This window comes from Chloroflexota bacterium (genome assembly GCA_014360805.1).
In the GTDB taxonomy this organism is placed as follows: Bacteria; Chloroflexota; Anaerolineae; order DTLA01; family DTLA01; genus DTLA01.
The window spans coordinates 1-25,416 of record JACIWU010000005.1 but is presented as its reverse complement, the minus strand read 5'-3'; the positions used below and the strand labels follow the sequence as shown (position 1 = coordinate 25,416).

Here is a 25,416-nt window from a genome sequence, read left to right as displayed (position 1 = left end):
AACCAAAGGCCCCTCCGACGAGGGGCCTTTTCATTTCCCGCGACGGCCGTATCGCCGCCTACAGTTCTATGGCGAACCACCGGTAGGACATGGTGTTGCCCAGGCCGGCGGGGTCGTAGGAGAGGAGGAACCGCTGGCCGCTGGCCACCTGGAAGACCAGATAGGCCCGCAGCGTGGCGCCGGTGAAAGCGTCGCCCTCAAGTTCGCAGCCCCCCAGCACGGTGGGCTTGTACACCGAAGCCCCCGCCGGCTCGTGCAGCAGGAAGCCATCCCAGTGGATCGCCTGGGGGCGCTCCTCCGGCGCCAGGTTCCGCGCCACCACCGTAACGACCACGTAGTGCCTCCCCGGTTCGGGCACGGGCAGCGTCCACCGATCCCAGGTGCTGGCGTCGTCGGGCAGGAGAACCGCGTCCTCCACCGTGATCTCTATCTGCCCGTCGGACAGCACGGGCACGCCAATGGGCGCGGGCTGCTGCGACGAGCGCCCCGAAGCGGGCAGGGCCGCCGACGCCCGCACCGGCATCTTCAGCAAATCCAGGTTGGGCGTCTCGGTGGCCCAGAACCAGCGAACCCCCCGCCCGATTTTCACCCCCACGCCCGAAGGGTCATACGCCAGGATGAGGTTCTCTTCCCCGCGCCGCACCTGGAACGCCAGGTTGCCCTCCAACGTGCCGGTCGGGAACAGGTCGCCCTTGAGTTCATCCGTCAGGATGAGCGACGGGTTGGGGTACAGGATGTTGTCCGCGCCGGTCATGCGGAAGGCCCACCAGTTGACCGACAGGAGTTGATCCATCTGGCCCACGAAGCGCACGCGCAGGCGCACGAGCACGTACTCTTTGTCGGGTTCGGGCGGCTGGTTCAGTGGGCTCATCTCCCGTATGACGGGCCAGGCGTCTCGCTGGACGGCGAGGACGCTGATCTCCAGTTGGTCGTCGGCCACGGCGGGCTGGCGCATGAGGGCGGGGTTGAGGCGGCTCCCGCCGGTGCGCGGCGAGGCCGTCGGGGCTACCCCCTGGACGGCGAAGGCCTGGGGGTTCGCATCGGGGTCGGCCCACAGCCACCGCGCCCCTTCGTCTGACATGCTCCCCGATGGGATGAACGCCAGGGCCAGGTTGTCCTCCCCGTCGGCCACGACGAAGGCCAGGTAGCCCGAGCGGCTCTCGCCGGGGGCCAGTTCCCCGCGCAGTTCGTTGTCCAGCAGCAGCGGCGGCCGCTGGTAGAGGATGGCGCGGTCTCCCGTCAGCCGAAACGTCCCCGGGCTTAGGGTGATGGGCGCGGTTCCACGGTTGTGCACCTCCACGTTGACCACGACCACCTCGTGGCCTTCTGGGATGGGCGAGTTGAGGGGGGAGATGAGCGCATTGGCGTGGCGGTGCACCTCAAGGACGTGGATTTCCATGCTGTCGGTGGCAATGGTCTCGCCGAAGGGCATGGGGTTCTGGCGGCTCATGCCGGGGGCGGGGGTCAGGGTGGGGGTCGGCACGGGCATGTCGGTGGGGGCGGGCGGCAAGCCGATGGGGATGCGCCCTGCTACCAGCAGACCGAGCAGAACATATACGGCCAGCACCGTCGCGCCAAGTGCAACGAGCAGAGCGATTTGTCCTCTGGTCATGGCTCAACTTCCCGATAGCGCGTCCTTGCTGTGCGACAACGCGACGCCCTTCGCGCGGGGGCATCTCCACAGCATGGCCCGACATCCCTGGAACCTTGCGCATGGATTATAGCATAGTCTTGCAGTTTTGCAAGCGCCTGCGAATGGGGGAATTGTAACCGCGAATCACGCGAATCGCGCGAATGTAGTAGGGCAGGTTTCCATACCTGCCCTGTTGGCGGCTATGGGAAGCCGCCCTACGAAACTTTTGGGGTCTATTCTCCATTCGTGTGAATTCGTGTTATTCGTGGATACGTAGGGCAGGTTTCCATACCTGCCCTGTTGGCGGCTATGGGAAGCCGCCCCGCAGCGGGAATTACAGCGTTTACCACAACGCGCGCCCTGCAATTTTATGGAAAGTGCCTATTGATTTTGTGCGAATTATCGTGTACAATATGTGTAGGGAATGTTGGGCGCTGGGACATTTCCATGGTCGGTCTTGCAACGGGTGGCTCCGCACGATGAAGTGCCCGGCACTTCAGCATCGGGAATGTAGCAAAGGAGGCGACATTCATGGAAATCATCAAGGTCTCGGCGAAGTCCAGATCCACTGCGGTAGCGGGAGCCATTGCGGGGGTGATCCGGGAGGTCGGCCGCGCGGAGGTGCAGGCTATTGGCGCTGGAGCCGTCAACCAGGCCATCAAGGCGGTGGCTATCGCCAGAGGATATCTGGCACTGGAAGGAATGGACATCGTTTGCATCCCGGCGTTCGCGGAAGTGGACATTGAAGGACAGGAGCGAACGGCACTAAAGATGGTCGTTGAGCCTCGCTAGCGGGTACGTCATGCCGTCCACCGTGGATTTGCACCTTCATACCCTGTGTTCGGACGGCGAGTTCCCGCCAGAGGAGGTCGTGCGGCAGGCTGCGTCCAAAGGGCTGCGCACCATCGCCATCGCCGATCATGATACGATGGCCGGGATTCCGCAGGCCATGCGGAGCGCACATGTGGTGTGCCTGCGCCTGATTCCGGCTGTGGAGATATCCTGCGAGTTGGCCGAGGGGGAAGTCCACCTCCTCGGCTATTTCGTGGACTGGGACAGGGATACGCCCCTGTCGCGGATGCTGGCCCGGTTTCGCGCGTCGCGGGCCGAGCGCGCCCGGGCGATGCTGGAGAAACTGGCGCGCCTGGGCATGCCCCTGACCTGGGGCGAGGTGGAGGCCTTTGCGGGCGGCGAAAGCGTGGGTCGGCCCCACGTGGCCCAGGCGCTGGCCGCTCGCGGGTATGTGCAGAGCGTGGCGGAGGCCTTTGAGCGTTACCTGTTCCGGGGCGGGCCGGCCTATGTCCCGCGCTTCAAACTGACTCCCGAGGAGGCCATCGCCCTGATTCACGACTCGGGCGGGGTGGCCGTTCTGGCGCACCCGCTGGACATCGTGGATGTCATCGGCTGGCTCGCCGGCGAGGGGCTGGACGGGCTGGAGGCGTACTATCCCGGCTATACGCCCGACGTGTCCGCGCAGATTGTGGTCATCGCGCAACGCAACGGCCTCATCGTTACCGGCGGGTCCGACTACCACGGGCCGTGCGTGTCGCCGGGGATAGAGATCGGCTCCGTGGATGTGCCCGAGGAGGTTGTGCAGGCCCTGGACGAACGGCGCAGCGCCCTCCATGGGACGCGGGCCGCGCGTTAGTCCGCCGGCCAATCGTCCTCATCGGCCTCTGGCGTGTCGTCGGGTTCCTCGTGCTCGGATGATCTGCCCGCGCCTGGTTTCAGGCCCAGTTCCGCGGCGCTGACGGTTTTGGTGTCGCCGTCTTCAAACAGGACGACCACCTGTTCCTTCAGCGGGTGCACCTCAACGACCTTCCCCTGGCCGTAGGGCGTCTGCACGATCTCGTTCTTCTTGGGCAGGTTCTTGCGCAGTTCCGCGTAGGTCTCGTACTCGTAGGCCAGGCAGCACAGCAGCCGCCCGCAGACCCCCGAGATTTCGTTGGGGCTCAACGGCAGGTCCTGCTGCTTCGCCATCTTGATGGCGACTTGGTGGAACTCGGACAGGAACGTGGCGCAGCACAGGGGCCGACCGCATATCCCGATGCCGCCCAGGAGTTTGGCGTCGTCCCGCACACCCACCTGTCGCAGTTCTATCCGCGCCTTGAACATTTTGGCCAGGTCCTTGACCAGTTGGCGGAAGTCCACACGCTGTTCCGCCGTGAAGTAGAAGGTGATGCGTGTGCCGTCAAAACTCTGCTCGGCGCGGATGACCTTCATGGGCAGGCGGGATTCGGCCACCTTGGCGCGGCACTGGGCGAGGAGTTTCGGCTCCTCAGCCTGCCGCTGGTGCATCTGCATCGTGTCCCAGGCGGTGGCCACGCGCTCTATGGGCTTGAGTTGCCCCACCACTTCGTTTTCGGGGACATCGGTCGGCGGGATGACGACCCGGCCGATTTCTTTGCCGCGGGTGGTCTCCACCACGACGAAGTCCCCCGCTTTCAGGTCATGGTCTTGCGGGTCAAAATAGTAAATCTTCGTAGCCGGTTTGAACCGTATTCCTACAACTCTTGGCATATTCTCCCATCCGTGAACCGGACGGTTCACCCTCCGTGAGTTTCTTGCCGTCGGGGCGCCGAAGGCATGTCCATGGTCAGAACCTCCAGCGCCAGCCGCGTGTTGACGTTTTGCGCCAGGCTCCGCATGGTGCGCAGCGCCTGGGCGAGAAAGGCGCGGGCGCTGTCAGCCGGGCACCAGGCGGCCACGGCCTGCAAGGCGTCGCGGCGGTCCAGGTTGGCGATGTTGTCGCCCTGGCCCGCGGCCACCAGGAGCACGTCGCGCCACCAGGACACCCAGAAGTCCAGCAGTTCGCGCACGGCGCGCCGGTCGGTGGAGGCCTCGGCGGCCCATTGCCACCGCTCTACTAGGTCGCTCCCCAGCAGGCGTTGCAGGTCGTCCAGATGCCGGATGCGCGCCTGCATGACCGACGGGTCGCGCAGGGCCGAGATGGCCCAGCCGGGCCTGCCGCCGCTCGCCCTCGCCAGGAGTTCGGCCTGCGCGGGGTCGGCCCCCTCGCGCTCCACCAGCGACTGCGCCAGTTGGCGCAGCGGCACCGGCCGCAGATCCAGGCACTGGCAGCGCGACACGATGGTCGGCGGAAGCAGGGCCGCATCGCTGGCCAGCAGGATCAGCACGACCGGCTCCGGCGGCTCCTCCAGCGTCTTTAGGAGCGCATTGGCCGCCTCTCTGGACATGCGCTCGGTCTCGGCCAGGATGTACACGCGGTGGCGGGCCGAATGGGGCGCCAGCGCCGCCTCTCGCTCCAGTTCGCGCACCTGGCCGATCTTGAACGTCGCGCCATCGGCTTCCACCAGCCGCACGTCGGGATGGGTCAGCCGCGCGACCTGCTGGCAGGGGGCGCATTGTTGGCAGGGCGGCTCGCTGCCCTCGCACACGATGGCCTGCGCGAAGTTCAGGGCCAGCGTGGTCTTGCCCACCCCTGGCGGCCCCGTGAACAGGTACGCATGGGACAACCGCCCGTCCGCAAGGCTGCCGGACAGGAGGCGAACGGCCCATTCATGCCCGATTATGTTCCACATGCGTCCTTGCGCCTCCGAAGCGTGCCGAATTGTACCACAGCACGGCGCGGTGCGACAAATGGTGCGCTGAGGGTAGTGTGCACCGTGTACATTTCGGTGGGAACTTGGCAGACCGACGGGCGGCAGCATGAAACGAATGGGCCGTAGGGCAGGTTTCCGTGCCCGGCTTCTGCCTTGGGCGGCTATGGAAAGCCGCCCTACGGGTCTTGGGATTGCGGCGCCAACCCATGGCGAGTGTAGGGCAGGTTTCCATACCTGCCCTCTGCCTTCGGCTCAGCATGACAAGGAGCGGGAAGGCGGTGTGCGGGACAGACCAATCCGGTTTGGAACTGAGTCTGACGCGAAGTGGACCCACGTAGGTCCAGGCGGATCGGGGCGCCGCGCACGGTTCGCGCATGCCTTGCTTCGCGCCTTCGCCGCGGGTTTGGCCCGCAAGTTGCACGGTGTCTCCTGTCAACACCGCACGGCTGTGGTATACTTCCTGCAACTCTCTCGGTGCAGGAGGTGTGCATGAAGATCGCGGTCATGTCCGATAGCCACGACAACATCTGGAATCTGGAGAAGGCGCTGCGGCGGGTTCAGGGGGCCGATGTGCTCCTGTTCTGCGGCGACCTGTGCGCGCCGTTCTCGCTGAAGATGCTGGCCGACGGGTTCGCGGGGCCGATCCACGTCATGCAGGGCAACAACGACGGCGACGTGGCGCTTCTGCTCCGCGTGGCCTCGGGGAGCGGGCGCGTTCGCCTGTACACGGATGGCCTGGCGGAATTGGAACTGGGCGGCCGGAAGATCGCGCTGACCCATTACCCGCACATCGCCGCGGCCATCGCCCCGTCGGGACGGTACGACGCCGTCTTCTTCGGCCACACCCACAAGGCCGTCCACACGTGGGAGGGGCGCACCCTGGTGCTCAACCCAGGCGAGGTGATGGGGCGTTTCGGGAAGCCGACTTTTGCGTTGTACGATACGGAAACCCACGAGGCCGAGACCGTGGAGTTCTAATCCAGGGAGAGCGGGAAGGGCAAATGACATCGCGTCGGTTGCGGTTGGGGCTCCTGTACATCGTCGTCTGCCTGGCCCTCACGCAGGTGCCCGGGCCTGCCGCGGTGGGCGCGTTCCGCCCGCCCGAGCCGGATGAGGTCATCGGCCAGACGGTGCCACTCAACGACCGCTTCGGCCTGTGTTTCGTGAGTTCCGCCGAGGCTCCCGCGGACGCGGGGCGGTATGGCAAGGCGGTTGCCGCCGGCGCGGCCTGGAACCGCTGGCCCATCTACTGGGGGAACGTGGAGCAGAGCAGCGGCGCTTTTGATTGGAGCGCCGTGGACCGCGTCGTCGCGTCCGATCAGGCCAACGGACTCAGGACCAACGCCATCCTGCTGGGCACGCCTTCCCAGTACGCGACGGCTGGGCAGAGCGGCGCGCCTCTGCCGCAGGTGGGCAAGCGGCCGGTGCCCCTATCCGGGCCGAGCGAGCGGCAACCGATTAGCCCGGCCAGTTCCGCGCCCAAGAATCTATACGCGCCGATCTTCAGCGATGGCACGGATATTCCGGCTCCGGGCAAGAGCGTCAACTCTGCCAACCCGTGGGCCAGGTTTGTTTACGAGGCTGTGGCGCGCTACACCCCGCGCATCCGCCACTGGGAGATTTGGAACGAGCCGGACTACGCCCTGTTCTGGAACGGCTCGGTGCAGGACTACTATCGCCTACTGAAGGTGGCGTACATCGCGGCCAAGTTCGCCGATCCGGATTGCACGGTGCTCTTGGGCGGCCTGGCCATCTACATCACGCCCAACTGGCTGGAAAACCTGCTGGAGGTCATGAAGGCCGACACCGCGCGGACGCAGCGCGACGCCAATGGCTGGTACTTTGACGTCCTCCCTCTGCACATCTACAGCACGTCGTATGAGACATACTACCAGGTGCGGCGCGTGCGCACGCTGCTCCAGAAGTACGGCCTGGGGGCGAAGGCCATCTGGATCAACGAGAGCGGCGTGCCGGTCTGGAACGACTATCCAGGCCCCACGTGGGACCCTGCCAGCCTGTACCGCGCCACGATGGAGGAGCAGGCGGCTTACATCATCCAGAACTACGCCTACGGGTTCTACGCCGGCGCCGAGCGGATTTTCCATTTCCAATTGTACGACGATTGCGGCAACAGTCCCGCGGGCACGAACGACGTGGGCGATGCCTACGGGCTGTACCGGAACCCCGCCGACGCCATCTGTTTTCGGAGCCATTCGTCGCCCAATTCGCCTCGGCCCTCGTACAAGGCTTACCAACTGGCGGCCGCGTACCTCAACGGGGCGATCCCCCTCTGGCGGCGCAACCTTCAGGGCGACCACGAGGAGATCGCCTACTATCGCCCCGACACGCGCGAGCGCGTGCTGTTCCTGTGGGCCACGCGTGGGTCGCCCGTCGTTGTTCAGGTGGGCGCGGTGGGAACCCAGGCTATGGCGCTTGGCCAGGACGGCTCGGCGCAGCCTCTGACCCCTACGAACGGGGCGTACACGGTGATGCTGCCTGCCGCCACCAATCGCAACCTGCCCGATCATATCACCTACATGATCGGCGGTCGCCCGCTGATGCTGGTGGAGCGGGACACTACGCCGCCAGTCGTTACCGTGCAAGATCTTCCCCTGTACAGCCCGACGAGTTTCACGGTCTCCTGGCAGGGAACGGATGAGGGGTCGGGCGTCGTCGCCTACGATGTGTTCGTGTCCGTGGACGGCGGGCCGATGGTGTTGTGGTTGCAGGGCACGCAAGCCACGTCGGCGACCTACAGCGGCGTGCCCGGGCATTCGTATGGGTTCGCGGCGCGCGGCGTGGACCGCGCCGGCAACGCCGGAGCGACGCCTCGCGCCGCGCAGACCGAGACCGTCATCGCGCTGCCCAGCACGCCGACGGCAACGCCCCAGCCCACGGCCACGCCGACGCCCACGCCGATTGCCAGCACGGTCCTCAGCGGGCGCATCCTGAACCCCCTGGGCACGCCGGTGCCCGGCGGGAGCGTGATTGTAACCAACGCCTGGGGCATGCCGAGCACCATCGCCGCCGACGAGTCGGGCTGGTGGCAAGTGGCGGGGCTTCCGAAGGGCGACTACGGCATCCGCGGCTACGCGCTGGGGTATAGCCCCTGGTCGCCGCGCCATCTGCGGCTGGATGGAAGCGTGGCGGGGTTTGACGTGTTCGTCGCGCCTGGGGTGAACCTGGTCAGCAACGGGGATTTTGAGGCGGGGCTGGAGGGCTGGACCCCTGGCGGGAGTACGCCCGCGCAGGTTCACACCGCCGGGTTCGCCGGCCTGCGGTCGCTGGCGCTGGGCAAGGACTTCGTGGGCCAGCCGGAGTTGGGCGGCGGCGGCAATTCCACCGTCAGCCAGAGCATCGCCATACCGCAGACGCAATCGCCGGTGTACCTGTCGCTTGTGTACCAGGTGGTAACCCTGGAGAGCGAGGCCGGCCACGACTGGCTGGAGGTGCTCCTCATTGATGGCACGACGCGGTACGAGCCGATGCCGCCGCGCACGGTGTGGCAGACGACGCCGGGCTGGCAACTGTTCGTGTACGACCTTTCGCCGTGGCGCGGGCGCACCGTGCAGTTGATTCTCAACGTCTGGCAGGACTCCTCGCAGCGGCCCACCGTGGCCGTCATAGACCAGGTGAGCGTGGGCACGCCGCCCGGCCCAACCCCTAGCCCGACTCCAAGTCCGACGCCCACGCCGCGCTATCGGCTGTGGATTCCCAAAGTAGGCCGCTAGGCTCGGTTTGACACCCACGGCTGTCCGTCCTATAGTTTCGCGCAAATTACCACGCTCGGGGGTTCTTATGGAGGACTCTCTTTTCTTCCGCCGACATAGCAAGCGGTCCTTTCTGGACAAACCCGTGCCCGAAGATGCCCTGCTGCGCATTTTGGAGGCGGCGCGCTGGGCTCCCTCGGCCAACAACAATCAGCCGTGGCGGTTTGTCGTGGTGCGCGACCCGCAGCGCCTGGCGGCATTTCGGGAGGCGCTGAACCGCGGCAACCGCTGGGCGTGGAAGGCTCCGGTGCTCATCGCGGTGTGCGCACGGGCCGAGGACGACTATGTGCGCAAGGATGACCCCGTCTCGTACCATCTGTTCGCGTGCGGGTTGGGGGTGGAGAACCTGCTGCTGGCGGCCGTGCAGGAGGGGCTGATGGGCCACCCGATGGCTGGCTACAGCGCGCCCAAGGTGAAGGCGGCCCTGGACATCCCGGAAGCGTACAGCGTCGTGGCGGTGGTCGCGCTGGGATACGAAGGCCCCATTGACCTGCTGGACGAGGAGACGCGGGCCAAGGATGAGAAGCCGCGCACGCGCAAGCCGTTTGCGGAGACGGTGGCGTGGGATCGCTGGACGTTCGGGGAGGGCGCAGGGAGCCGCGAGTGATGCCGCGCCCGGCGCAAAGTAGGGGCGATACATGTGTCGCCCCGACACATGTGTCGCTCCTACCGCATGCGTCGCCCATACTCTCGGCGGGAGAGGAGACGGCCCAGCCCCGCGCGCCCATTCCCCCTTTTCGCCCCGCCTGCGGGGAGAGAAGGGGGTCAGGGGGATGTGAGGGGTAACCCCCTGCGGGCTGCCCCCCCATCCATAGGTCAGGTATGGAAACCTGCCCTACGGATGGGCTACGGGCTAGCCCTTCAGCAATCCCGTCATCTCGTTGAACTGCTGGATGAGCGCGTCTATCTCCGGAACCTGGCGCTGGAACCCGGTCCAGTAGTCCGGGTCGTACCACTGGGCCTGAATCTCGGCCACGGTCTTGCCCTGCTGCTCTACCCATGTGAAGTACTTGAGGTTGTGCACCCGCTTGCGGTCCCAGTAGCCCAGTTCCTCCACGTAGTCCACGCTGCACCCCAGCAGGTAGCGGCTGTAGTCGGCCGCGGCGTCCTTTTCGGTGTACTCGCCGCGCTCGGCGCGCAATTCCTGCACGCGGCTCTGGTACAGTTCCATGGAGTCGGTCCAGACCGTCAGCACGATGTCGTGCTCGCCGAGTTCGTACCACTTGGCGAACTTGATGGCCGACAGGACGTTGGCGATGCTGGAGATGCCCAGCAGGTCCAGCCGCCCGACGAGGGATTCGGGGACGCCGCGCTTGACCAGGTAGGCCCGACCGGCCGGCTCGTTGAATAGGCGCACCAGGCTGACGCACGCTTCGTCGTCTATGGCCATCACGAGATCGGTGTTCTTGATGTTGTGCACCCAGGGCACGTGCTTGTCGCCGATGCCCTCAATGCGGTGTCCGCCGAAGCCGTTGAGGAGCAGCGTGGGACACTGGAGCGCCTCGCTGGCGGCGACCTTGCTGGCGGGGAAGACCTGCTTCATGTAGTCGCCGCAGCCGATGGTGCCCGCCGAGCCGGTGGTGAGCACCACGCCTCGGTACTCGTCGCGCGGCCCCATCACCTGGCGCAGCACTTCTTCCATCGCGTGGCCGGTGACCTCGTAATGCCAAAGGTAGTTGCCGAACTCCTCAAACTGGTTGAAGATGAAGACTTTGTCGCCGCGGGTCCTGCGGAGTTCCCAGCATTTGTCAAAGATTTCCTTGACGTTGCTTTCGCAGCCTGGGGTGGCGATCACCTCGCCGGCGAGTTTGGATAGCCACTCAAACCGCTCGCGGCTCATTTCCTCGGGCAGGATGGCGATGGACTCGCAACCCAGGAGCGCGGCGTTGTACGCCCCGCCCCGGCAGAAGTTGCCGGTGGACGGCCAGACGGCCTTGTGGTAGGAAGGGTCAAACTGGCCCGTTACCAGCCGCGGAACCAGGCAGCCAAAGGTGGCGCCCACCTTGTGCGCGCCCGTGGGGAACCATTTGCCCACGAGGGCGATGATGCGGGCGGGCACCCCCGTTAGCGAAGGCGGCAGTTCCACGTAGTTGACCCCGTCAAACCCGCCGCCGAAGGGCACCGGCTCGTTCTTCCACGTGATGCGGAACAGGTTGAGGGGATTCACGTCCCACAAGCCGACGTTCTTCAGCCGCGCCTTGATGGAGTCGGGGATGAGCGACGGGTCTTTCATCTGGGCGAAGGTGGGGATGATGATGTGCCGTTCGCGGGCCCGCTGCACCGAACGTTGCAGAGATTCAGGGTGAAGGGTCAGGTCAATCATGCCTTGCCTCCGTGGTATGCTTCCTGCCGTTTGCGGTCGGATGCGTCCTCGGCAGGTTTGTCAGATGTCTGACATATTGTACCATTTGGAGGGGCTGCTGTCAAAAAGCAGGTCATGGGCATCCAGGAATCACACGAATCTGCGCGAAGGGTGTTCAGCCCGACGCTGAAGCATCGGGCTGAAGGGGCGAAGCCCTGCGGGCTGGGGCAAATTCGCGTTTATTCGCGTGGGTTCGCGGTTCCTTGTCGCCCGACGCTGAAGCATCGGGCTGAGAGGGCGAAGCCCTGCGGGCTGGGGTTAGCCCCCGGAGGAGGCTTCGCCCACGTAGCGCGGGGGTTCAGCCCCGCGCGTCGCCCCTCACCCTAGCCCTCTCCCAGTGGGAGAGGGGATGTGCTGGCGTGCCCGCCCGACGCTGAAGCATCGGGCTGAGAGGGCGATGCCCTGCGGGCTGGGGTTAGCCCCCGGAGGGGGCTTCGCCCACGTAGCGCGGGGGTTCAGCCCCGCGCGGGGTCATGCGCATCTACGAATAGTACGAATCTGCGCGAAGTATCGTTCTTGCCGAGGGTCAGTCAAAGACGACGACTTCCTTCCCCTGAAGTTTGTCTAGGATTTTCTCGCAGATCAACTCAAGGTGCGAGTTGTACTTCACGAAGTCCAACTGGTCGGCGGGAACCGTGAGCACAGGGCAGAGGGTGAAGCCTTCAATCCAGTCCTCGTACAGGGTGTTCAACTGGGCCAGGTACTCGTCGGGAATCTGGCGTTCAAAGTCGCGCCCGCGCAGCGCGATGCGATGCTGGAGCGTGGGCACCGAGGCCCGCAGGTACACGACCAGGTCCGGCGGGGGCAGGAACTGGGTCAGCACCTCGTACAATTCGCGGTAGCAGCGGTAGTCGCGGGCCTGCATGTGCCCCTGGAGATACAGGTTGCGGGCGAAGATTTCCGCGTCTTCGTACACGCTGCGGTCCTGGATCACCGTATTGGGGTGGCTGAGGATTTCCCGATGGTGGCGCAGGCGGCGCGACAGGAAGAAGATCTGCGAGTGGAAACTCCATCGCCGCATGTCGCTGTAGAAGTCCGCCAGATACGGGTTGTCGTCCACGGCTTCATAGAACGGCTCCCAGCCCAGCCGCGCGCTCAACAGGTGTGTCAGCGTGGACTTGCCGACGCCCACATTCCCCGCCACTGCGATAAACTTGCCCATGCTCTCGTCGCCTCACATGAGGAATTGGATGAACCTGTCCTTGCCGGTGGGTATGGGGCTACGGGATTTCAATGAGCGGCTGCTGGTACGGCGCGTGGCGCAGGGCGCTTCGGACTCGCTCCAGGACCAGGTTCAGGTCGTCGGAATTGCGGACGTAGTTCAGGGTGTCCGTGTCTAGCGTCAAAACCGGACTTTGGGTATAATGCTCAAAGAACCGCTCGTAGGCTTCGCTGAGTTCGCGGATGTAGTCGCGGTCCATGTTGCGCTCGTAGGGGCGGTCGCGCAGGGCGATCCGTTCCATCAGCGCGTCCAAGGATGCGCGCAGGTAGATGACCAGCGTGGGCACGGGAATCTTCTCGGCCATCGCGGCGTGGAGTTGCTCGTACAGCGCCAGTTCTTCGTTGCGCAGGTTCAGGTGCGCGAAGATGCGGTCTTTGGCGAAGGTGTAGTCGCTGATGAGGGGGCCTTTTTCCAACGCCTTGGGGACGGCTTTGTGTTGCTGGTGGTAGCGGCTGAGCAGGAAGAAGATCTGCGTCTGGAAGGCGTAGCGCTCTCGGTCGCGGTAGAAGTCCTTCAGAAACGGGTTTTCTTCAAAGACTTCTAGCAGCAGCGACGCGCCCAGTTCGGGCTGGAGAAGGCGGGCCAGCGTGGTCTTGCCTACGCCGATGGGCCCTTCAATGGCAATGTAGGGATGACGGTACATCTGAAGCCCCTTCCCGTGGATTTGGTTGCGTTTCTAGGATAAGCCTTTCGGGGCCTAAAGTCAAGAACGGCTCGTCTTAAATCTGTCGGTTCAGGTAGATTTAAAGGTAGGCGGAGAATCCGATATTGCCCGATTAAGGAGGCTGCGCATGAAACGTCTGGCCCTGGTTCTGGTTGTTGCGCTCGCGCTGGTGGTGGCGGCGGCGGCGCCCGTCTTCGCCCAGGGGGGCTTGGAGATCGTCATCGGACGGGACGTAAGCATTGCCCTAGGGAGTCCTCTTCGTTCGGATCTGGTGGTGGTGGACGGCGATGTCAACGTGCCCTTCGGCGGGGTTGCCGAGGGGGACATCCTGGTGGTGGGCGGGAATGTCGTCTCCGCGGGCACCGTGCGCGGGAGCGTCCTCGTGATCGGGGGCGACGTAACGCTCCGCTCTGGCTCGGTGACGGAAGGCGATGTGTCGGCTCTGGGCGGGGCGGTGAATCATGAGTCGCTCGCCATCGTGCGGGGCGAGGTGCGGTCGGGCTGGGAGGAACTCGGCAGGGGGGCTGGAATTCCTTCGCTGCCATCCGTCGGCCGCCCGTGGGAGTGGCGATGGGAGGGCGGCTGGCTGTGGAATGCGGTCAGCGGCTTCCTCAGCAAGATGTTGAGCGTGCTGGTTGCCGTGCTCGTCGTCGTGCTGTTCCCCGACCGCGTCCACAAGGTGCGGCAGACGGTGCGTGTCGCGCCGTGGGCGTCGCTGGGTGTGGGGTTCCTTGCCTATCTCGTGGCTCTGGTTCTCGGGTTCTTGCTGATCATCATCATTTGCCTGGCCGTCTTGGGGGCGCTCGTGTGGGCGGCCGTGTGGGCGGTTGGGATGCTGGGGCTGGCGGCGCTGGGGCTGGAGATGGGCGAGCGCCTGCTCAAGGGCTTCGGCGCGCGGTCGTTCGCGCCCGCGGTGGCGGTGCTGGTGGGCGCGTTTGTGCTGATGCTGCTGACGTATCTGCCCTGCTGCCTGGGCGGGCTTGTCTATGCGGCGATTGCGTCGTTGGCCGTCGGGGCGGCGATTCTGTCGCGCCTCGGGTCGGAGCTGTATGCGCCGCGCCCGTTGGTATGAGAGCGAGAAAAAGCGCGCAAACGCGCGATAGCCTGCGATAGGATGAGAGATCGGCAGAGCATTGGCCCTGCTGATCTCTCTGCCCATGTTTTCGCGCGGAAGCCTGTTTTCGCATTTGGGCGTTTCCGTGCTATAATCGCGCCAGGGCTTGTGAACCCTGACACCAACGATGGAGGTTGGCGTGCAAGACAACTACGGCTTCCTCGGCTTGTACCTGCTCATCGCCATTGCCTTCCCCTTTGTGGCGCTGGGCTTGGCGTACCTCCTTCGCCCCAAGCGGCCAGACCCTGTGAAATCCTCCACATATGAGTGCGGCCTTGAGACCATCGGCGAGACTTGGGTGCAGTTCAAGGCCCAGTACTATCTCTACGCGCTCGTGTTCGTTGTGTTTGATGTGGAGACGGTGTTCCTGTACCCGTGGGCGGTGGCCTACAACCGCCTGGGGCTGTTTGCGCTGGTGGAGGCGTTCATCTTCGTGGGCATTCTGGTCGCGGGGCTGGCCTACGCTTGGCGCAAGGGCGCGCTCCGATGGATGTAGCGGCAGGGCGCGCCGCATCTGTTCGCGTTGGGAGATCGTATGTTTGAAGACGACGCTGTTCCGGTAGAGAAGATTGACCGCAACATATTTCTTACCACCGTGGATTGGATTTACAACTGGGGACGCCAATACTCCATGTGGCCGGCGATGTTCGGTCTGGCGTGCTGCGCCATTGAGATGATCGGCGCGTCCACGGCCCGCTACGACATCGCGCGCTTTGGGATGGAGTTCTACCGCGCATCCCCCCGCCACGCCGACCTGATGATCGTGGCCGGCACCGTTACCCACAAGATGGCGCCGCAGGTCAAGCGCATCTGGGATCAGATGCCCGAACCCAAGTATTGCCTGGCCATGGGTTCTTGCGCCATTAGCGGCGGCATCTTCAAGTCCTACGCCGTGCTTCAGGGCGTGGACGAGATCGTGCCGGTGGACGTGTACGTGCCCGGATGCCCCCCGCGCCCCGAGGCGCTGTTTGACGGTATCCGCAAGATCCACCAGATGGTGCGCGCCCAGTCCATCAAGACGGTGCGCTGGTACGGCAAGGAGAAGTAAGGAAGCCTAGCGCCGACGCGCCGCCGGCGCAGGCGCGTTCGCCAATGACCGTCCGGAGAGGTAGAGGAGTGACCAACGAAGAAATCCTGTCAAGGCTGAAAGACGCGTTCCCAGATGTCGCGTTCCAGGTGCAGACCGAGGAGACCAAGGACTTTACCCTGATTGTCCCCGCGGAACGATTGGTGGAGGTGGCGACTCACCTGCGCGATCATCTGGATTTTGACTATCTTTCCGACGTAACGAGCGTGGACTATCCCGACCGATTTGAGGTCGTTTACCACCTGTTCAGCATGAAGCGCGGCGGGGGCGTCCTGACGCTGAAAGTCCACCTGCCCGATAAGGAGCACCCCGAGGTGGACTCGGTAACGCCCATCTGGCCGGGGGCCAACTACCAGGAGCGCGAGGTCTATGACCTCATGGGCATCTCGTTCCGGAATCATCCCGACCTGCGCCGCATCATGCTGTGGGATGGCTTTCCGGGGCATCCTCTACGCAAAGATTTTGAGAACCGCCTGTACACGTACAAGGAGTTGGAGCCGACCCGTCCCAAACCGCCCAACTGGTAGCGCGGCCGAGGCTCCGAGCGCCTGATTCCGAGGAACAGCGGGGGAACAATGCTAAAGACCGAGACGATCACCATCAACATGGGGCCCCAACACCCCAGCACGCACGGCGTCTTCCGCATGGTTTTGACCCTCAACGGGGAGACCATCGTGGACCTCAAGCCCATGTTCGGCTACCTGCACCGAGGGCTGGAAAAGACCAGCGAAAGCCGAACCTACCTTCAGGCCGTTCCCTTCACCGACCGCCTGGACTATATCTGCTCCATGAGCAACAATTTTGCCTACGCGGTGGCCGTGGAGAAACTGGCGGGCATTGAGGTCCCCATCCGCGCCGAATACATCCGCGTCATCATGGCCGAACTGACCCGTCTGGTCAACCACATGCTGGCCGTCGGGTTCCTGTTCAACGACCTGGGGGCCTGGTACACGCCCGTGGTCTATGCGTTCCGCGAGCGCGAGCGCATCCTGGACCTGTTTGAGATGGCCAGCGGGTCGCGCATGATGTGCAACTACATCCGGCCGGGCGGCGTGTCGGGCGATCTCCCTGCGGAGTTCCTCCCGCTCCTGCGGCAGATGATTCCCCACCTGGAGAACTTCGTCCAGGAGATTCGCGACTACCTTTCGGACAACGAGATTTTCAAGGCGAGGGCCGTGGGCGTGGGCTTCCTGCCGGCGGACATGGCGGTGGCCTACAGCATCACGGGGCCGGTGCTGCGCGCGTCGGGCGTGAAGTACGACGTGCGCAAGGCCGAGCCGTATTCCATCTACGACCAGTTTGAGTTTGACGTGCCGACCCAGGTGGCCGGCGATGTATACGCGCGCTATCTCCAGCGCCTGGACGAGATGGACGAGAGCCTCAAGATTTTGCGCCAGGCCGTGGAACGCATCCCCGACGGGGAGTACGCCACCAAGGTTCCGTCGCGCCTGCGCCCACCCAAGGGCGAAGCCTACGCCCGCATTGAATCGCCCAAGGGCGAACTGGGCTTCTACCTAGTCAGCGACGGTTCGCCCAACCCGTACCGTTGGCGCAACCGTCCGCCGTCGCTCATCAACCTGTCGGCGCTGCGCGAGATGTGCCTCGGGCACAAGGTGGCCGACGTGGTAACGATTCTGGGAAGCATTGACATCACCCTTGCTGACGTAGACCGCTGATGGGGGGACTATGCAAGTTCTAGACGACCTCTGGATAAGGATCGCGCAGTGGCTTCGCGGCGTGTTTGACTCGTTCCTTCCGCCCTGGGCCGCCCAGTTGGTGATGGACGTGCTGGGGATTCTGCTCCTCATCGTGTGGGGCATCGTCGTTGTCCTGGCGTTCACCTACATGGAGCGCAAGGTCATCGCCCGCGTCGGAGACCGCATCGGGCCCAACCGCGCCGGCCCGTTTGGCATTTTCCAGGCGATCGCCGATGCCATCAAGATGCTCACCAAAGAAGACGTAACGCCGACCAACGCCGACCGCGCGATGTTCCTGGCAGCGCCCATCGTGATCGTCATCCCCGCCGTGCTCTTGTATGCTGTGCTCCCCTTCGGGCGGGGCATGGTGGGCGTGGATCTCAGCATCGCCGTGGTGTTTGTGGTGGCGATGGGCGGCATCCCCATCCTGACCATGCTGATGGCCGGTTGGGCATCCAACAACAAGTACGCCCTGCTGGGCGGGTTCCGAACGGTGGCCCAACTCATCAGTTACGAGGTGCCGATGGTGGTGGCATTGCTCACCGTCGTGCTGCTGGCCGGCACCATGTCTACCGTGGGCATCGTTGAGGCCCAGGCGAGATTCCCGTTTGCCCTCGTTACGCCTGTCGCGTTCGTGGTGTACATGCTGGCGGGGCTGGCCGAACTCAACCGCACGCCCTTTGACCTGTTGGAAGCCGACTCGGAGATTGTGGCCGGCTACTTCATTGAGTACAGCGGCATGAAGTTCGCCATGTTCTTCCTGGCCGAGTACATCAATCTGTTCATGGTGGCGGGCATGATCACCACGCTGTTCCTGGCGGGCTGGCAGTGGCCGATCTTGCCATCCTGGCTGTGGTTTCTCATCAAGGTCATCGTCGTCATCTTCCTGATGATGTGGATTCGCTCCACAATCCCGCGCTTCCGCATTGACCAGATGCTGGGCTTCGCCTGGAAGGCGCTGGTGCCGCTGTCGCTGGTCAACCTGTTCGTGGTCGCGCTGGTGGCGAAGGTGCTGGAGCCGGGGTGGGCGCGCACGGGTGTCCTGTTCGTCAGCAACCTCGCGCTCCTTGCTGGTGCGGGAGCCATCCTGTCGCGCCAATCCCGCAAGCGCGAGGAGCAGGCGCGGGTGGCGGGCGAGGCCGCGATCCGGCGCTACTACGGCAGTCCGATTCGTTGAGGTGGATATGTACGGGAAGGGCATCGCAAAAGGCCTCTGGGTTACCCTCAAACACCTGTGGGGAACCTACGCCAAGGACATCAAGAAGTTCCCCAGGCGCTACGCGCCGGGCGGCATCGCCAAGCGCCCCGACTATGACCTATACGGTCTGTTCACGCTCCAGTACCCGGAGGAGCGGTATGAGATGTTTCCGCGGTTTCGCGGGGCGCTCATGCATCTGCGCAATCCGGAGACCGGCGAGCCGAATTGCACCGCGTGCGGCGCGTGCGAACGCGCATGCCCCCATGGCGTCATCAGCGTGGAGGGCGAGGGCAAGGGCAAAGACCGCAAAGTTACCGCCTACCGGTACGACCTGGGCCGGTGCATCTTCTGCCGCCTGTGCGTGGAGTCGTGCAACTTCAACGCCATTGAGATGAGCCACGAGTACGAACTCGCGCGCTACAAGAAGGACTTCCTCCTGGAGTTGGACGAACTGCTGAAGATCGGCGACAAGTACGGCATCCACAGAACCGGTGAGGCGTGGGGGGTTACCGAATGAGTGTGCCGCAGATTCTCTTTCTCGTGGTCGGAGCGGTTACGCTGGGGGCGGCGGTTGCCGTGGTAACCAGCCGAAACGTGCTGCACAGCGCGTTCCTGCTGGCGCTCACCTTTTTCGGCGTCGCTGTGCTGTACGTGCTGCTGGACACGCCGTACCTGGCCGCAGCCCAGGTTCTGGTGTACATCGGCGCGATCTCGGTGCTCATCGTCTTCGCCATCATGTTGAGCCGCAAGGTGGCCGCGCCCGACCTGGTGCAACGCAACAGCCAGTGGCTTCTGTCGCTCATCGTGGCCGTTGCGTTGTTCGGCGTGCTGGCCTACCTCACGCTCCAGGCGGCCTGGCCCGCGGCCAAGCAGGCGCTGAGCGTGGACGCCATCGGCGGGCTGGGCGAGGCGTTTGTGGGCACCTACGCCTTGCCGTTTGAGGTGGTGTCCGTTGTGCTCCTGGTGGCGCTGGTTGGCGCCATCATCATCGCGCGCGAGCGATAGCGGGGGTAGCGAGATGATTCCTCTGTCGTGGTTTCTGATTCTGGGGGCGGCGCTGTTCTGCATCGGCGTGTATGGCGTCCTGTCCCGTCGGAACGCCATCGGCATTCTGATGGGCGTGGAACTCATCCTGAACGCCGTGAACGTGAACTTGATCGCCTTCTGGCGGTATCGCACGCCCGACCAACTCACGGGGCTGGTCTTTGCGGTGTTCGTGATGGCCATCGCGGCGGCGGAGGCGGCGGTGGGCCTGGCGCTCATCATCGCCATCTACCGCACCCGCGACACCGTCATCGTGGAAGACGTGGATCTGCTGAAGATGTAGATGAGCCGCTAGCCGTTAGCCATTAGCCGTTAGCCGTCAGCGGGCAGCGGTCAGCCCGAAAGGCTGGCCACCAGCGAAGTGCCAAGGGCTAGAGGCTAGGGGCTAAAGGCTATCGGCCAAAGGCTAGAGGCTGACGGCCAACGGCCCAGCAGGTGAACATCCGAGCGGGAGCGAACTCACCGATGACAGAAATCTTTGACTGGGTACGACTGATACCGCTGTTTCCGTTTCTGGCGTTTGCCATCATCCTGCTGTTCACGCAGCGCAACCAGAAACTGAGCACGTATCTGGCCTGGGTGGGCATCGGCCTGGCGTGGCTCGTGGGGTGGACGATCGTCTTTCGGGCCATCGCAGACCCTCATGTCCTGGAAGAGGGGTTCCGCGCACCCATCTTCGCCATCCCCACGGGGCGTGGGACTCTGCAACTGGGCTTCCAGGTGGATGCGCTCACCACCGCCATGCTGTTCATGGTGCCGTTCGTGTGCCTGATGATCTTCATCTACTCCAAGGGGTACATGCACGGCGACCCGCGCTACTCGCGCTTCTTTGCCTACATCTCCCTGTTCGCCACGGGTATGCTCGGCCTCATCGTATCCGATAACCTGCTGCTGCTGTACATCTTCTGGGAAGTGATGGGGCTGTGCTCCTACCTGCTCATCGGCTTCTGGTTTGAGAAGCCGTCGGCCATGAAGGCGGGGCTGAAGGCGTTCATCACCACGCGCATCGGCGATGTCATCATGTTCCTGGGCATGCTCCTGCTGTACTCGGCGACGGGCACCCTGAGTTTCCACGAGATTTTCTCCGAGGAGACGCTGCACTTCCTGAAGGAAAGCACAGTGTGGCTGCCGCTGTTGGGGACGGTGCCGCTGGCTCCCGTGATCGCCGTTCTGCTGTTCGGCGGCGCGGTGGGCAAATCGGCGCAGTTCCCGCTGCACGTGTGGCTGCCCGACGCGATGGAAGGCCCCACGCCTGTGTCGGCGCTGATTCATGCGGCTACCATGGTGTCGGCGGGCGTGTACCTGGTGGCGCGCATGTTCCCTATCTTCGCCCTGCTGCCCGAGACGGCGTCCATGTCGGTTGTCGCCTTCATCGGCGGGTTCACGGCGCTGTTCGCGGCAACCATCGCTCTGGCGCAGGATGACATCAAGCGCGTGCTGGCCTATTCCACCATCAGCCAGTTGGGATACATGATCGCGGCGCTGGGCGTGGGCGCCTACGTCGCGGCCACGTTCCACCTCATCACCCATGCGTTCTTCAAGGCGCTCTTATTCCTCGGCTCCGGCTCGGTGATCCACGGCGCGGGGACGCAGGACATGATGGAAATGGGCGGCCTTCGCAAGAAGATGCCCATCACGTTCTGGACATTCCTGGCAGGCATGTTGGCGCTGGCGGGCATCCCGCCCTTCGCAGGCTTCTGGAGCAAGGACGAGATCCTGGCCCACGCGTTTGAGGAGTTCATGCACAAGGGCGTGGCTTCGTGGCCGTTCTTCGTGTGGCTGGTGTTGTCGCTGGGCGCGTTCCTGACGGCGTTCTACATGGCGCGGCAGGTGTTCCTCACCTTCTACGGCGAGACCCGCTCGGAGCACATGCACGCCCACGAAAGCCCGAAGGTGATGACGTACCCGCTCATCGGCCTGGCCGTGTTCGCGGTATTCCTCGGCTTCGTCGGCGTGCCCGAGGAGTTCCCCGTGCTGGGGCCGCTGTTCGGCAACAACTTCTTCCACCACGTGGTCGGGCACGCCTACCCCGCGACGCCGCTCAACTGGGGGGTAATGGGCCTGTCCGTTTTGCTGGCGCTGACCGGCCTGTTCCTGGGCTGGTTGGTGTACGGGCGCAACCCGCTCAAGGCGGGCCAACCCGATCCCATGACCAAACTCGGGCCGGTGTACACCCTGCTGCGCAACAAGTACTACATAGACGAATTCTACAGCAAGGTCATCGTGCGGCCTGCCGTGGCCCTCGCCACGCTGCTGTTCCGCTTTGACAACTCGTGGGTCATTGACCCGCTGGTCAACCTGGTGGGCAAGGTCGGCGTATGGCTCTCGGATTTGGGGCGCATCTTTGACCTGAACATCATAGACGGTATCGTGAACGGCGTGGCCGCCGTAACCGGCTGGTTCGGCAAGATTCTGCGGCTGACCCAGACCGGCAAGGCCCAGAACTACCTGCTGGTGGCCATCCTGACCGTTCTCATGCTGCTCGGCCTGTACCTGTACCTGCCCTTGTAGGTGAAACTCATGAGCACCGCATTCTACGCTGAGAACTTGTGGGGAACCGAGGAGGAAGCATAGATGGATTTTCCCATACTGACCGTGATCACGTTCGTACCCCTTCTGGGCAGTCTCATCGTGCTGCTGATGCCCAAGGACAAGGAGCGGCTCATCAAGCAGTTCTCCATCGCCGTGTCCTTCATCCCGCTCATCCTGTCCATCCTGCTGTGGGTGAACCTGGAGAAGGGCGGCGGCATCCAGTTTGAGGAGCAGGTTGCCTGGATTCCGACCATCCACGTCAACTACCACGTGGGGGCCGATGGGCTGAGCGTGCCGCTCATCTTCCTGACGGCGCTGCTCACCACCTTGTCCCTCTTCTACTCGTCGTTTACCATCAAGAACAGGGTCAAGGAGTTCTTCTTCCTGTTCCTGTTGCTGGAAATGGGGATGTTCGGCGTGTTCGTGTCGCTGGACTTCGTGCTGTTCTACGTGTTCTGGGAGATCGGCCTGGTGCCCATGTACTTCCTCATCGGCGTGTGGGGCGGGCCGCGCAGGGAGTACGCCGCCATCAAGTTCTTTATCTACACGTTGGTGGGCAGCGTGGCCATGCTGCTGGCCATCATCGGCATCTACCTGAACACGGGCACCTTTGACATCATCCAGGCGGCGGCGCTGCGCCCGTTCGTGGAGAACTTCACCCTGGGCGCGCTGGCCTTCTGGGCCATCTTCCTGGCGTTCGCCATCAAGGTTCCCATGTTCCCGTTCCACACCTGGCTTCCCGACGCCCACGTGGAAGCGCCCACGGCCGGCTCCGTCATCCTTGCCGGCATCCTGCTGAAACTGGGCTGCTACGGCTTCTTCCGCATCCTGCTGCCCATGTTCCCCGAGCAGTTCCACCGGTTCGCGCCCATCATCGCCGTCCTTGCGGTCATCAGCATCGTGTACGGAGCGATGGTCTCCATGGCGCAGTGGGATCTCAAGAAACTCATCGCCTACTCCTCGGTGAGCCACATGGGATATGTAATGCTGGGGTTGGCCGCGGCGGCTCTTGCTCTGGGGTCCGAGGACATGCTCACCAGCCAGGCCATCGCCATGAACGGCGCGGTCTTCCAGATGTTCAACCACGGGATCATCACGGGCGCCTTGTTCTTCCTGGTGGGCGTCATCTACGAGCGGGCGCACACGCGCGACCTGAAGGCGTTTGGCGGCCTGGCGAGCAAGGTGCCGTACTACTACGGCATCATGCTGGTGGCCGGCCTGGCGTCGCTGGGGCTGCCGGGCCTGGCCGGGTTCTGGGGCGAGTTCTTCGTCTTCCGCGGGACCTTTGCCATCGCGCCGGTCTATGCGGTGGTGGGTGTCATCGGCATCGTCTTCACCGCCGCGTACATCCTGTGGAAAGTCATCCAGCACGTGTTCCTGGGCCCGTTCAACGAGAAGTGGGCGAATCTGACCGATATGGAAACCTACGAGAAGATCACGCTGTGGCCGCTGGTGATCTTCATGGTGCTGTTCGGGTTGTACCCGCCGCTGATTGTGGACACGATCAACGCGGCCATGACGCGGTTGCTGTCGGGCCTGTAAGGGGCGCGGATTCGGCGAGGCGAGATTCTTCGCTCCGCTCAGAATGACGGGATTGCGGAGGTTGTGCATTGAACCTGCTAGGTCTTCTTTCGCCGGAGTTGATACTGCTGGCCACCGGCCTGCTGGTGCTCATCCTGGACATGGCCTTCCACGGCAGGCAGGGGCGGCGCGAGTGGATGCCTTTCGTCGCCATCGCCGGCCTCGTCGTGTTCCTGATTGCAACCTCCTTTCTCTGGGGCACGCACGAGTCCTTGCTGAGCGACATGATGGCGGTGGACAGTTTCGCCCTGTTCTTCAAGGTGGTGGCGGGGCTGTCCACGCTGCTCGTCATCCTGGCATCGTGGGACTATTTTCGGGGCAAGACGCCCTATGAGGGCGAGTTCTACGGGCTGTTGGTGCTCGCGGCCCTGGCTATCACCCTTGCGGCGGCTTCCACCGACCTCATCATGGTGTACCTGTCCATGGAGTTCCTGAGCATCGGCTCGTACATCCTGGTGGGCTACCTGCGCGAGGACCCCAAGTCCAACGAGGGGGCCATCAAGTACTTCCTGTACGGCGCGGTGGCTTCGGGAATCATGCTCTACGGCATGTCGCTGGTGTACGGCGTAACCGGCACCACGAACCTGGCGCAGATTGCCCAGACCTTGGCCTCGGGCAAACTGACCGGCGACATGCTATGGCTGATGCTGCCGGCGCTGGTGATGCTCCTGGCGGGGTTCGGGTTCAAGATCGCGCTGGTGCCCTTCCACCAGTGGTCGCCGGATGCCTACGAGGGCGCGCCGACGCCGGTTACCGCCTTTCTGTCGGTGGGGCCGAAGGCGGCGGGGTTCGCCATCCTCATGCGCGTGTTCCTGGCGGCGTTCCCATCGTTCCAGTTGGACTGGGCGGCAGTGCTGGCGGCCATCTCCATGATCACCATGACGCTGGGTAACGTGGTCGCCCTCAAGCAGACCAACATCAAGCGCATGCTGGCCTATTCCAGCATCGCCCACGCGGGGTACATCCTCATCGGCTTCGCGTCGGTCGCGCTGAACTCGCCCAGCCTGTTCAACGGTGTCAACGGCGTGCTGCTGTACCTGCTGGGCTACCTGTTCACCAACGTGGGCGTCTTTGTGGCCGTGATCGCCTTTGAGAACGCCACCGGCTCCAACCAGATTCCCGACTACGCGGGCCTCATCAAGCGGTCGCCGTGGCTGGCGGGGACGCTGTTCGTGCTCCTGCTGTCGCTCACCGGCATTCCGCCCACGGCGGGGTTCCTGGGCAAGTTCTTCGTGTTCGCCGCGGCCATCAACGTGCAGTTCTACGTCCTGGCGTTGGTGGGCATCGTGAACAGCGCCATCGCCGCGTTCTACTACCTGAACGTGGCGCGGTATATGTTCTTCGTGCCTTCGGAGCAGGAGTCGCGCGTGGCCATCGCGCCGGCGCTGGCGGTGGCTCTGGGCGTCGCCACGGTTGCCACGCTGGCTATCGGCCTGTATCCGCAGCCGTTCATTGAGTTCGCGAACCAGTCGGTGCGGCTTCTGGGCGTGTTCTAGGCCGACACGTGCCCCTGCGAGGGGCAGTAACCACGAATCGCGGAAATCCACGCGAATGTAGAATAGACCCCAAGGGCATTGGAAGTCTTTGGGGTCTCGTGCTGTTCCGGGGAGGCCGCGTGGGGGTAGGGTGCGCCGCCCGACGCTAAAGCATCAGGCTGGACGTTGGGGCGACGTATGCGTCCCAACCGCTTCGCGCCCGTAGCGTGCGGGGCTTTAGCCCCGCACGGCCATGCGGCCACTGACCTTACCCTCTCGCCGCGGGCGGAGGGGGAGGCCGGAGGCGCGGGGTGAGGTGCGCGCCAGGCTTCGGCCCGACGCTAAAGCATCGGGCTGAAGGGGCAAAGCCCTGCGGGCTATCAGCCCCGAAGGGGCTTCGTGCACGTAGCGCGGGGGTTTAGCCCCGCGCGGCCATGCCGACCTCACCCCCGCTGTCCCCCTCTCCGCGCGCGG

Annotated in this window: 23 protein-coding genes; 17 read left to right on the top strand and 6 right to left on the bottom strand. The window is 64.1% G+C overall.

What is annotated here, in order from left to right:
- Positions 1–58 precede the first annotated feature (58 nt).
- The gene (locus tag H5T65_01660) at positions 59–1,612 is read right to left on the bottom strand and encodes a DUF4352 domain-containing protein (protein MBC7257935.1); all 1,554 of its coding nucleotides are present in this window, start codon (positions 1,610–1,612) and stop codon (positions 59–61) included.
- 552 nt (positions 1,613–2,164) lie between these two features.
- Here H5T65_01660 and H5T65_01655 point away from each other — a divergent pair.
- Together H5T65_01655 and H5T65_01650 are read left to right on the top strand one after the other, a co-directional pair.
- On the top strand, positions 2,165–2,425 hold the full coding sequence (locus H5T65_01655) for a stage V sporulation protein S (protein ID MBC7257934.1): 261 nt from the start codon (positions 2,165–2,167) through the stop codon (positions 2,423–2,425).
- A gap of 10 nt (positions 2,426–2,435) precedes the next feature.
- Positions 2,436–3,281: a PHP domain-containing protein gene (locus H5T65_01650; protein ID MBC7257933.1), complete on the top strand. Its 846-nt coding sequence runs from the start codon at positions 2,436–2,438 to the stop codon at positions 3,279–3,281.
- Here H5T65_01650 and H5T65_01645 read toward each other — a convergent pair.
- Both H5T65_01645 and holB read right to left on the bottom strand, forming a co-directional pair.
- Positions 3,278–4,153 carry a stage 0 sporulation family protein gene (locus H5T65_01645; protein ID MBC7257932.1) on the bottom strand — a complete coding sequence of 292 codons (876 nt, stop codon included), beginning with the start codon at positions 4,151–4,153 and terminating at the stop codon, positions 3,278–3,280. The two genes, H5T65_01650 and H5T65_01645, sit on opposite strands and share 4 nt — an antisense overlap.
- Before the next feature lie 26 nt (positions 4,154–4,179).
- Complete coding sequence (gene holB, locus H5T65_01640; protein ID MBC7257931.1) at positions 4,180–5,175, bottom strand: DNA polymerase III subunit delta'; 996 nt, start codon at positions 5,173–5,175, stop codon at positions 4,180–4,182.
- Between the two features lie 510 nt (positions 5,176–5,685).
- On the opposite strand from holB, the gene H5T65_01635 reads away from it, so the two are divergent.
- The 3 genes from H5T65_01635 to H5T65_01625 all read left to right on the top strand — a co-directional run bounded on the left by H5T65_01635 (position 5,686) and on the right by H5T65_01625 (position 9,573).
- On the top strand, positions 5,686–6,174 hold the full coding sequence (locus tag H5T65_01635; protein ID MBC7257930.1) for a metallophosphoesterase: 489 nt from the start codon (positions 5,686–5,688) through the stop codon (positions 6,172–6,174).
- 23 nt (positions 6,175–6,197) lie between these two features.
- Positions 6,198–8,927 (top strand): hypothetical protein, encoded by a 2,730-nt coding sequence (locus tag H5T65_01630; protein ID MBC7257929.1) that lies wholly within the window; start codon positions 6,198–6,200, stop codon positions 8,925–8,927.
- A 67-nt stretch (positions 8,928–8,994) separates the two neighbouring features.
- Positions 8,995–9,573 (top strand): nitroreductase family protein, encoded by a 579-nt coding sequence (locus tag H5T65_01625; GenBank protein MBC7257928.1) that lies wholly within the window; start codon positions 8,995–8,997, stop codon positions 9,571–9,573.
- A gap of 246 nt (positions 9,574–9,819) precedes the next feature.
- Here H5T65_01625 and H5T65_01620 read toward each other — a convergent pair whose 3' ends face one another.
- The 3 genes from H5T65_01620 to H5T65_01610 form a co-directional block, all read right to left on the bottom strand.
- On the bottom strand, positions 9,820–11,289 hold the full coding sequence (locus tag H5T65_01620) for a pyridoxal-phosphate dependent enzyme (protein ID MBC7257927.1): 1,470 nt from the start codon (positions 11,287–11,289) through the stop codon (positions 9,820–9,822).
- Positions 11,290–11,854: 565 nt separating this feature from the next.
- Positions 11,855–12,490, bottom strand: a complete 636-nt coding sequence (locus tag H5T65_01615; protein MBC7257926.1) for a deoxynucleoside kinase — start codon at positions 12,488–12,490, stop codon at positions 11,855–11,857.
- A 58-nt stretch (positions 12,491–12,548) separates the two neighbouring features.
- Positions 12,549–13,193, bottom strand: a complete 645-nt coding sequence (locus H5T65_01610; protein MBC7257925.1) for a deoxynucleoside kinase — start codon at positions 13,191–13,193, stop codon at positions 12,549–12,551.
- Between the two features lie 148 nt (positions 13,194–13,341).
- Here H5T65_01610 and H5T65_01605 point away from each other — a divergent pair, with 148 nt between their 5' ends.
- The 12 genes from H5T65_01605 to H5T65_01550 all read left to right on the top strand — a co-directional run bounded on the left by H5T65_01605 (position 13,342) and on the right by H5T65_01550 (position 24,963).
- On the top strand, positions 13,342–14,286 hold the full coding sequence (locus H5T65_01605; GenBank protein MBC7257924.1) for a hypothetical protein: 945 nt from the start codon (positions 13,342–13,344) through the stop codon (positions 14,284–14,286).
- 181 nt (positions 14,287–14,467) lie between these two features.
- Complete coding sequence (ndhC, locus tag H5T65_01600) at positions 14,468–14,824, top strand: NADH-quinone oxidoreductase subunit A (protein ID MBC7257923.1); 357 nt, start codon at positions 14,468–14,470, stop codon at positions 14,822–14,824.
- A gap of 39 nt (positions 14,825–14,863) precedes the next feature.
- On the top strand, positions 14,864–15,376 hold the full coding sequence (locus tag H5T65_01595) for an NADH-quinone oxidoreductase subunit B (protein MBC7257922.1): 513 nt from the start codon (positions 14,864–14,866) through the stop codon (positions 15,374–15,376).
- Between the two features lie 68 nt (positions 15,377–15,444).
- Positions 15,445–15,942, top strand: a complete 498-nt coding sequence (locus tag H5T65_01590) for an NADH-quinone oxidoreductase subunit C (protein MBC7257921.1) — start codon at positions 15,445–15,447, stop codon at positions 15,940–15,942.
- Between the two features lie 48 nt (positions 15,943–15,990).
- Positions 15,991–17,091 (top strand): NADH-quinone oxidoreductase subunit D, encoded by a 1,101-nt coding sequence (locus H5T65_01585; protein MBC7257920.1) that lies wholly within the window; start codon positions 15,991–15,993, stop codon positions 17,089–17,091.
- A gap of 10 nt (positions 17,092–17,101) precedes the next feature.
- On the top strand, positions 17,102–18,289 hold the full coding sequence (nuoH, locus tag H5T65_01580) for an NADH-quinone oxidoreductase subunit NuoH (protein ID MBC7257919.1): 1,188 nt from the start codon (positions 17,102–17,104) through the stop codon (positions 18,287–18,289).
- Positions 18,290–18,296: 7 nt separating this feature from the next.
- On the top strand, positions 18,297–18,827 hold the full coding sequence (locus H5T65_01575; GenBank protein MBC7257918.1) for a 4Fe-4S binding protein: 531 nt from the start codon (positions 18,297–18,299) through the stop codon (positions 18,825–18,827).
- On the top strand, positions 18,824–19,315 hold the full coding sequence (locus H5T65_01570) for an NADH-quinone oxidoreductase subunit J (GenBank protein ID MBC7257917.1): 492 nt from the start codon (positions 18,824–18,826) through the stop codon (positions 19,313–19,315). The genes H5T65_01575 and H5T65_01570 overlap by 4 nt, the downstream gene beginning before the upstream one ends.
- Positions 19,316–19,331: 16 nt before the next feature.
- On the top strand, positions 19,332–19,637 hold the full coding sequence (gene nuoK / locus H5T65_01565; protein MBC7257916.1) for an NADH-quinone oxidoreductase subunit NuoK: 306 nt from the start codon (positions 19,332–19,334) through the stop codon (positions 19,635–19,637).
- A 182-nt stretch (positions 19,638–19,819) separates the two neighbouring features.
- Positions 19,820–21,865, top strand: coding sequence for an NADH-quinone oxidoreductase subunit L (nuoL, locus tag H5T65_01560; protein MBC7257915.1), 2,046 nt, complete (start codon positions 19,820–19,822; stop codon positions 21,863–21,865).
- Between the two features lie 63 nt (positions 21,866–21,928).
- Entirely contained in the window at positions 21,929–23,428 is a 1,500-nt protein-coding gene (locus H5T65_01555; GenBank protein ID MBC7257914.1) for an NADH-quinone oxidoreductase subunit M, read from the top strand.
- A 68-nt stretch (positions 23,429–23,496) separates the two neighbouring features.
- Positions 23,497–24,963, top strand: coding sequence for an NADH-quinone oxidoreductase subunit N (locus H5T65_01550; protein MBC7257913.1), 1,467 nt, complete (start codon positions 23,497–23,499; stop codon positions 24,961–24,963).
- The last annotated feature ends 453 nt before the right edge of the window (positions 24,964–25,416 follow it).

Coding starts and splice junctions, on each gene's coding strand:
- nuoL (MBC7257915.1), top strand. CDS start 19,820: ATGACAGAAATCTTTGACTGGGTACGACTGATACCGCTGTTTCCGTTT.
- H5T65_01575 (MBC7257918.1), top strand. CDS start 18,297: ATGTACGGGAAGGGCATCGCAAAAGGCCTCTGGGTTACCCTCAAACAC.
- H5T65_01615 (MBC7257926.1), bottom strand. CDS start 12,490: ATGGGCAAGTTTATCGCAGTGGCGGGGAATGTGGGCGTCGGCAAGTCC.
- H5T65_01660 (MBC7257935.1), bottom strand. CDS start 1,612: ATGACCAGAGGACAAATCGCTCTGCTCGTTGCACTTGGCGCGACGGTG.
- H5T65_01555 (MBC7257914.1), top strand. CDS start 21,929: ATGGATTTTCCCATACTGACCGTGATCACGTTCGTACCCCTTCTGGGC.
- H5T65_01595 (MBC7257922.1), top strand. CDS start 14,864: ATGTTTGAAGACGACGCTGTTCCGGTAGAGAAGATTGACCGCAACATA.
- holB (MBC7257931.1), bottom strand. CDS start 5,175: ATGTGGAACATAATCGGGCATGAATGGGCCGTTCGCCTCCTGTCCGGC.
- H5T65_01645 (MBC7257932.1), bottom strand. CDS start 4,153: ATGCCAAGAGTTGTAGGAATACGGTTCAAACCGGCTACGAAGATTTAC.
- H5T65_01585 (MBC7257920.1), top strand. CDS start 15,991: ATGCTAAAGACCGAGACGATCACCATCAACATGGGGCCCCAACACCCC.
- nuoH (MBC7257919.1), top strand. CDS start 17,102: ATGCAAGTTCTAGACGACCTCTGGATAAGGATCGCGCAGTGGCTTCGC.
- H5T65_01650 (MBC7257933.1), top strand. CDS start 2,436: ATGCCGTCCACCGTGGATTTGCACCTTCATACCCTGTGTTCGGACGGC.
- H5T65_01630 (MBC7257929.1), top strand. CDS start 6,198: ATGACATCGCGTCGGTTGCGGTTGGGGCTCCTGTACATCGTCGTCTGC.
- H5T65_01620 (MBC7257927.1), bottom strand. CDS start 11,289: ATGATTGACCTGACCCTTCACCCTGAATCTCTGCAACGTTCGGTGCAG.
- H5T65_01635 (MBC7257930.1), top strand. CDS start 5,686: ATGAAGATCGCGGTCATGTCCGATAGCCACGACAACATCTGGAATCTG.
- H5T65_01625 (MBC7257928.1), top strand. CDS start 8,995: ATGGAGGACTCTCTTTTCTTCCGCCGACATAGCAAGCGGTCCTTTCTG.
- H5T65_01570 (MBC7257917.1), top strand. CDS start 18,824: ATGAGTGTGCCGCAGATTCTCTTTCTCGTGGTCGGAGCGGTTACGCTG.
- H5T65_01655 (MBC7257934.1), top strand. CDS start 2,165: ATGGAAATCATCAAGGTCTCGGCGAAGTCCAGATCCACTGCGGTAGCG.
- H5T65_01605 (MBC7257924.1), top strand. CDS start 13,342: ATGAAACGTCTGGCCCTGGTTCTGGTTGTTGCGCTCGCGCTGGTGGTG.
- H5T65_01610 (MBC7257925.1), bottom strand. CDS start 13,193: ATGTACCGTCATCCCTACATTGCCATTGAAGGGCCCATCGGCGTAGGC.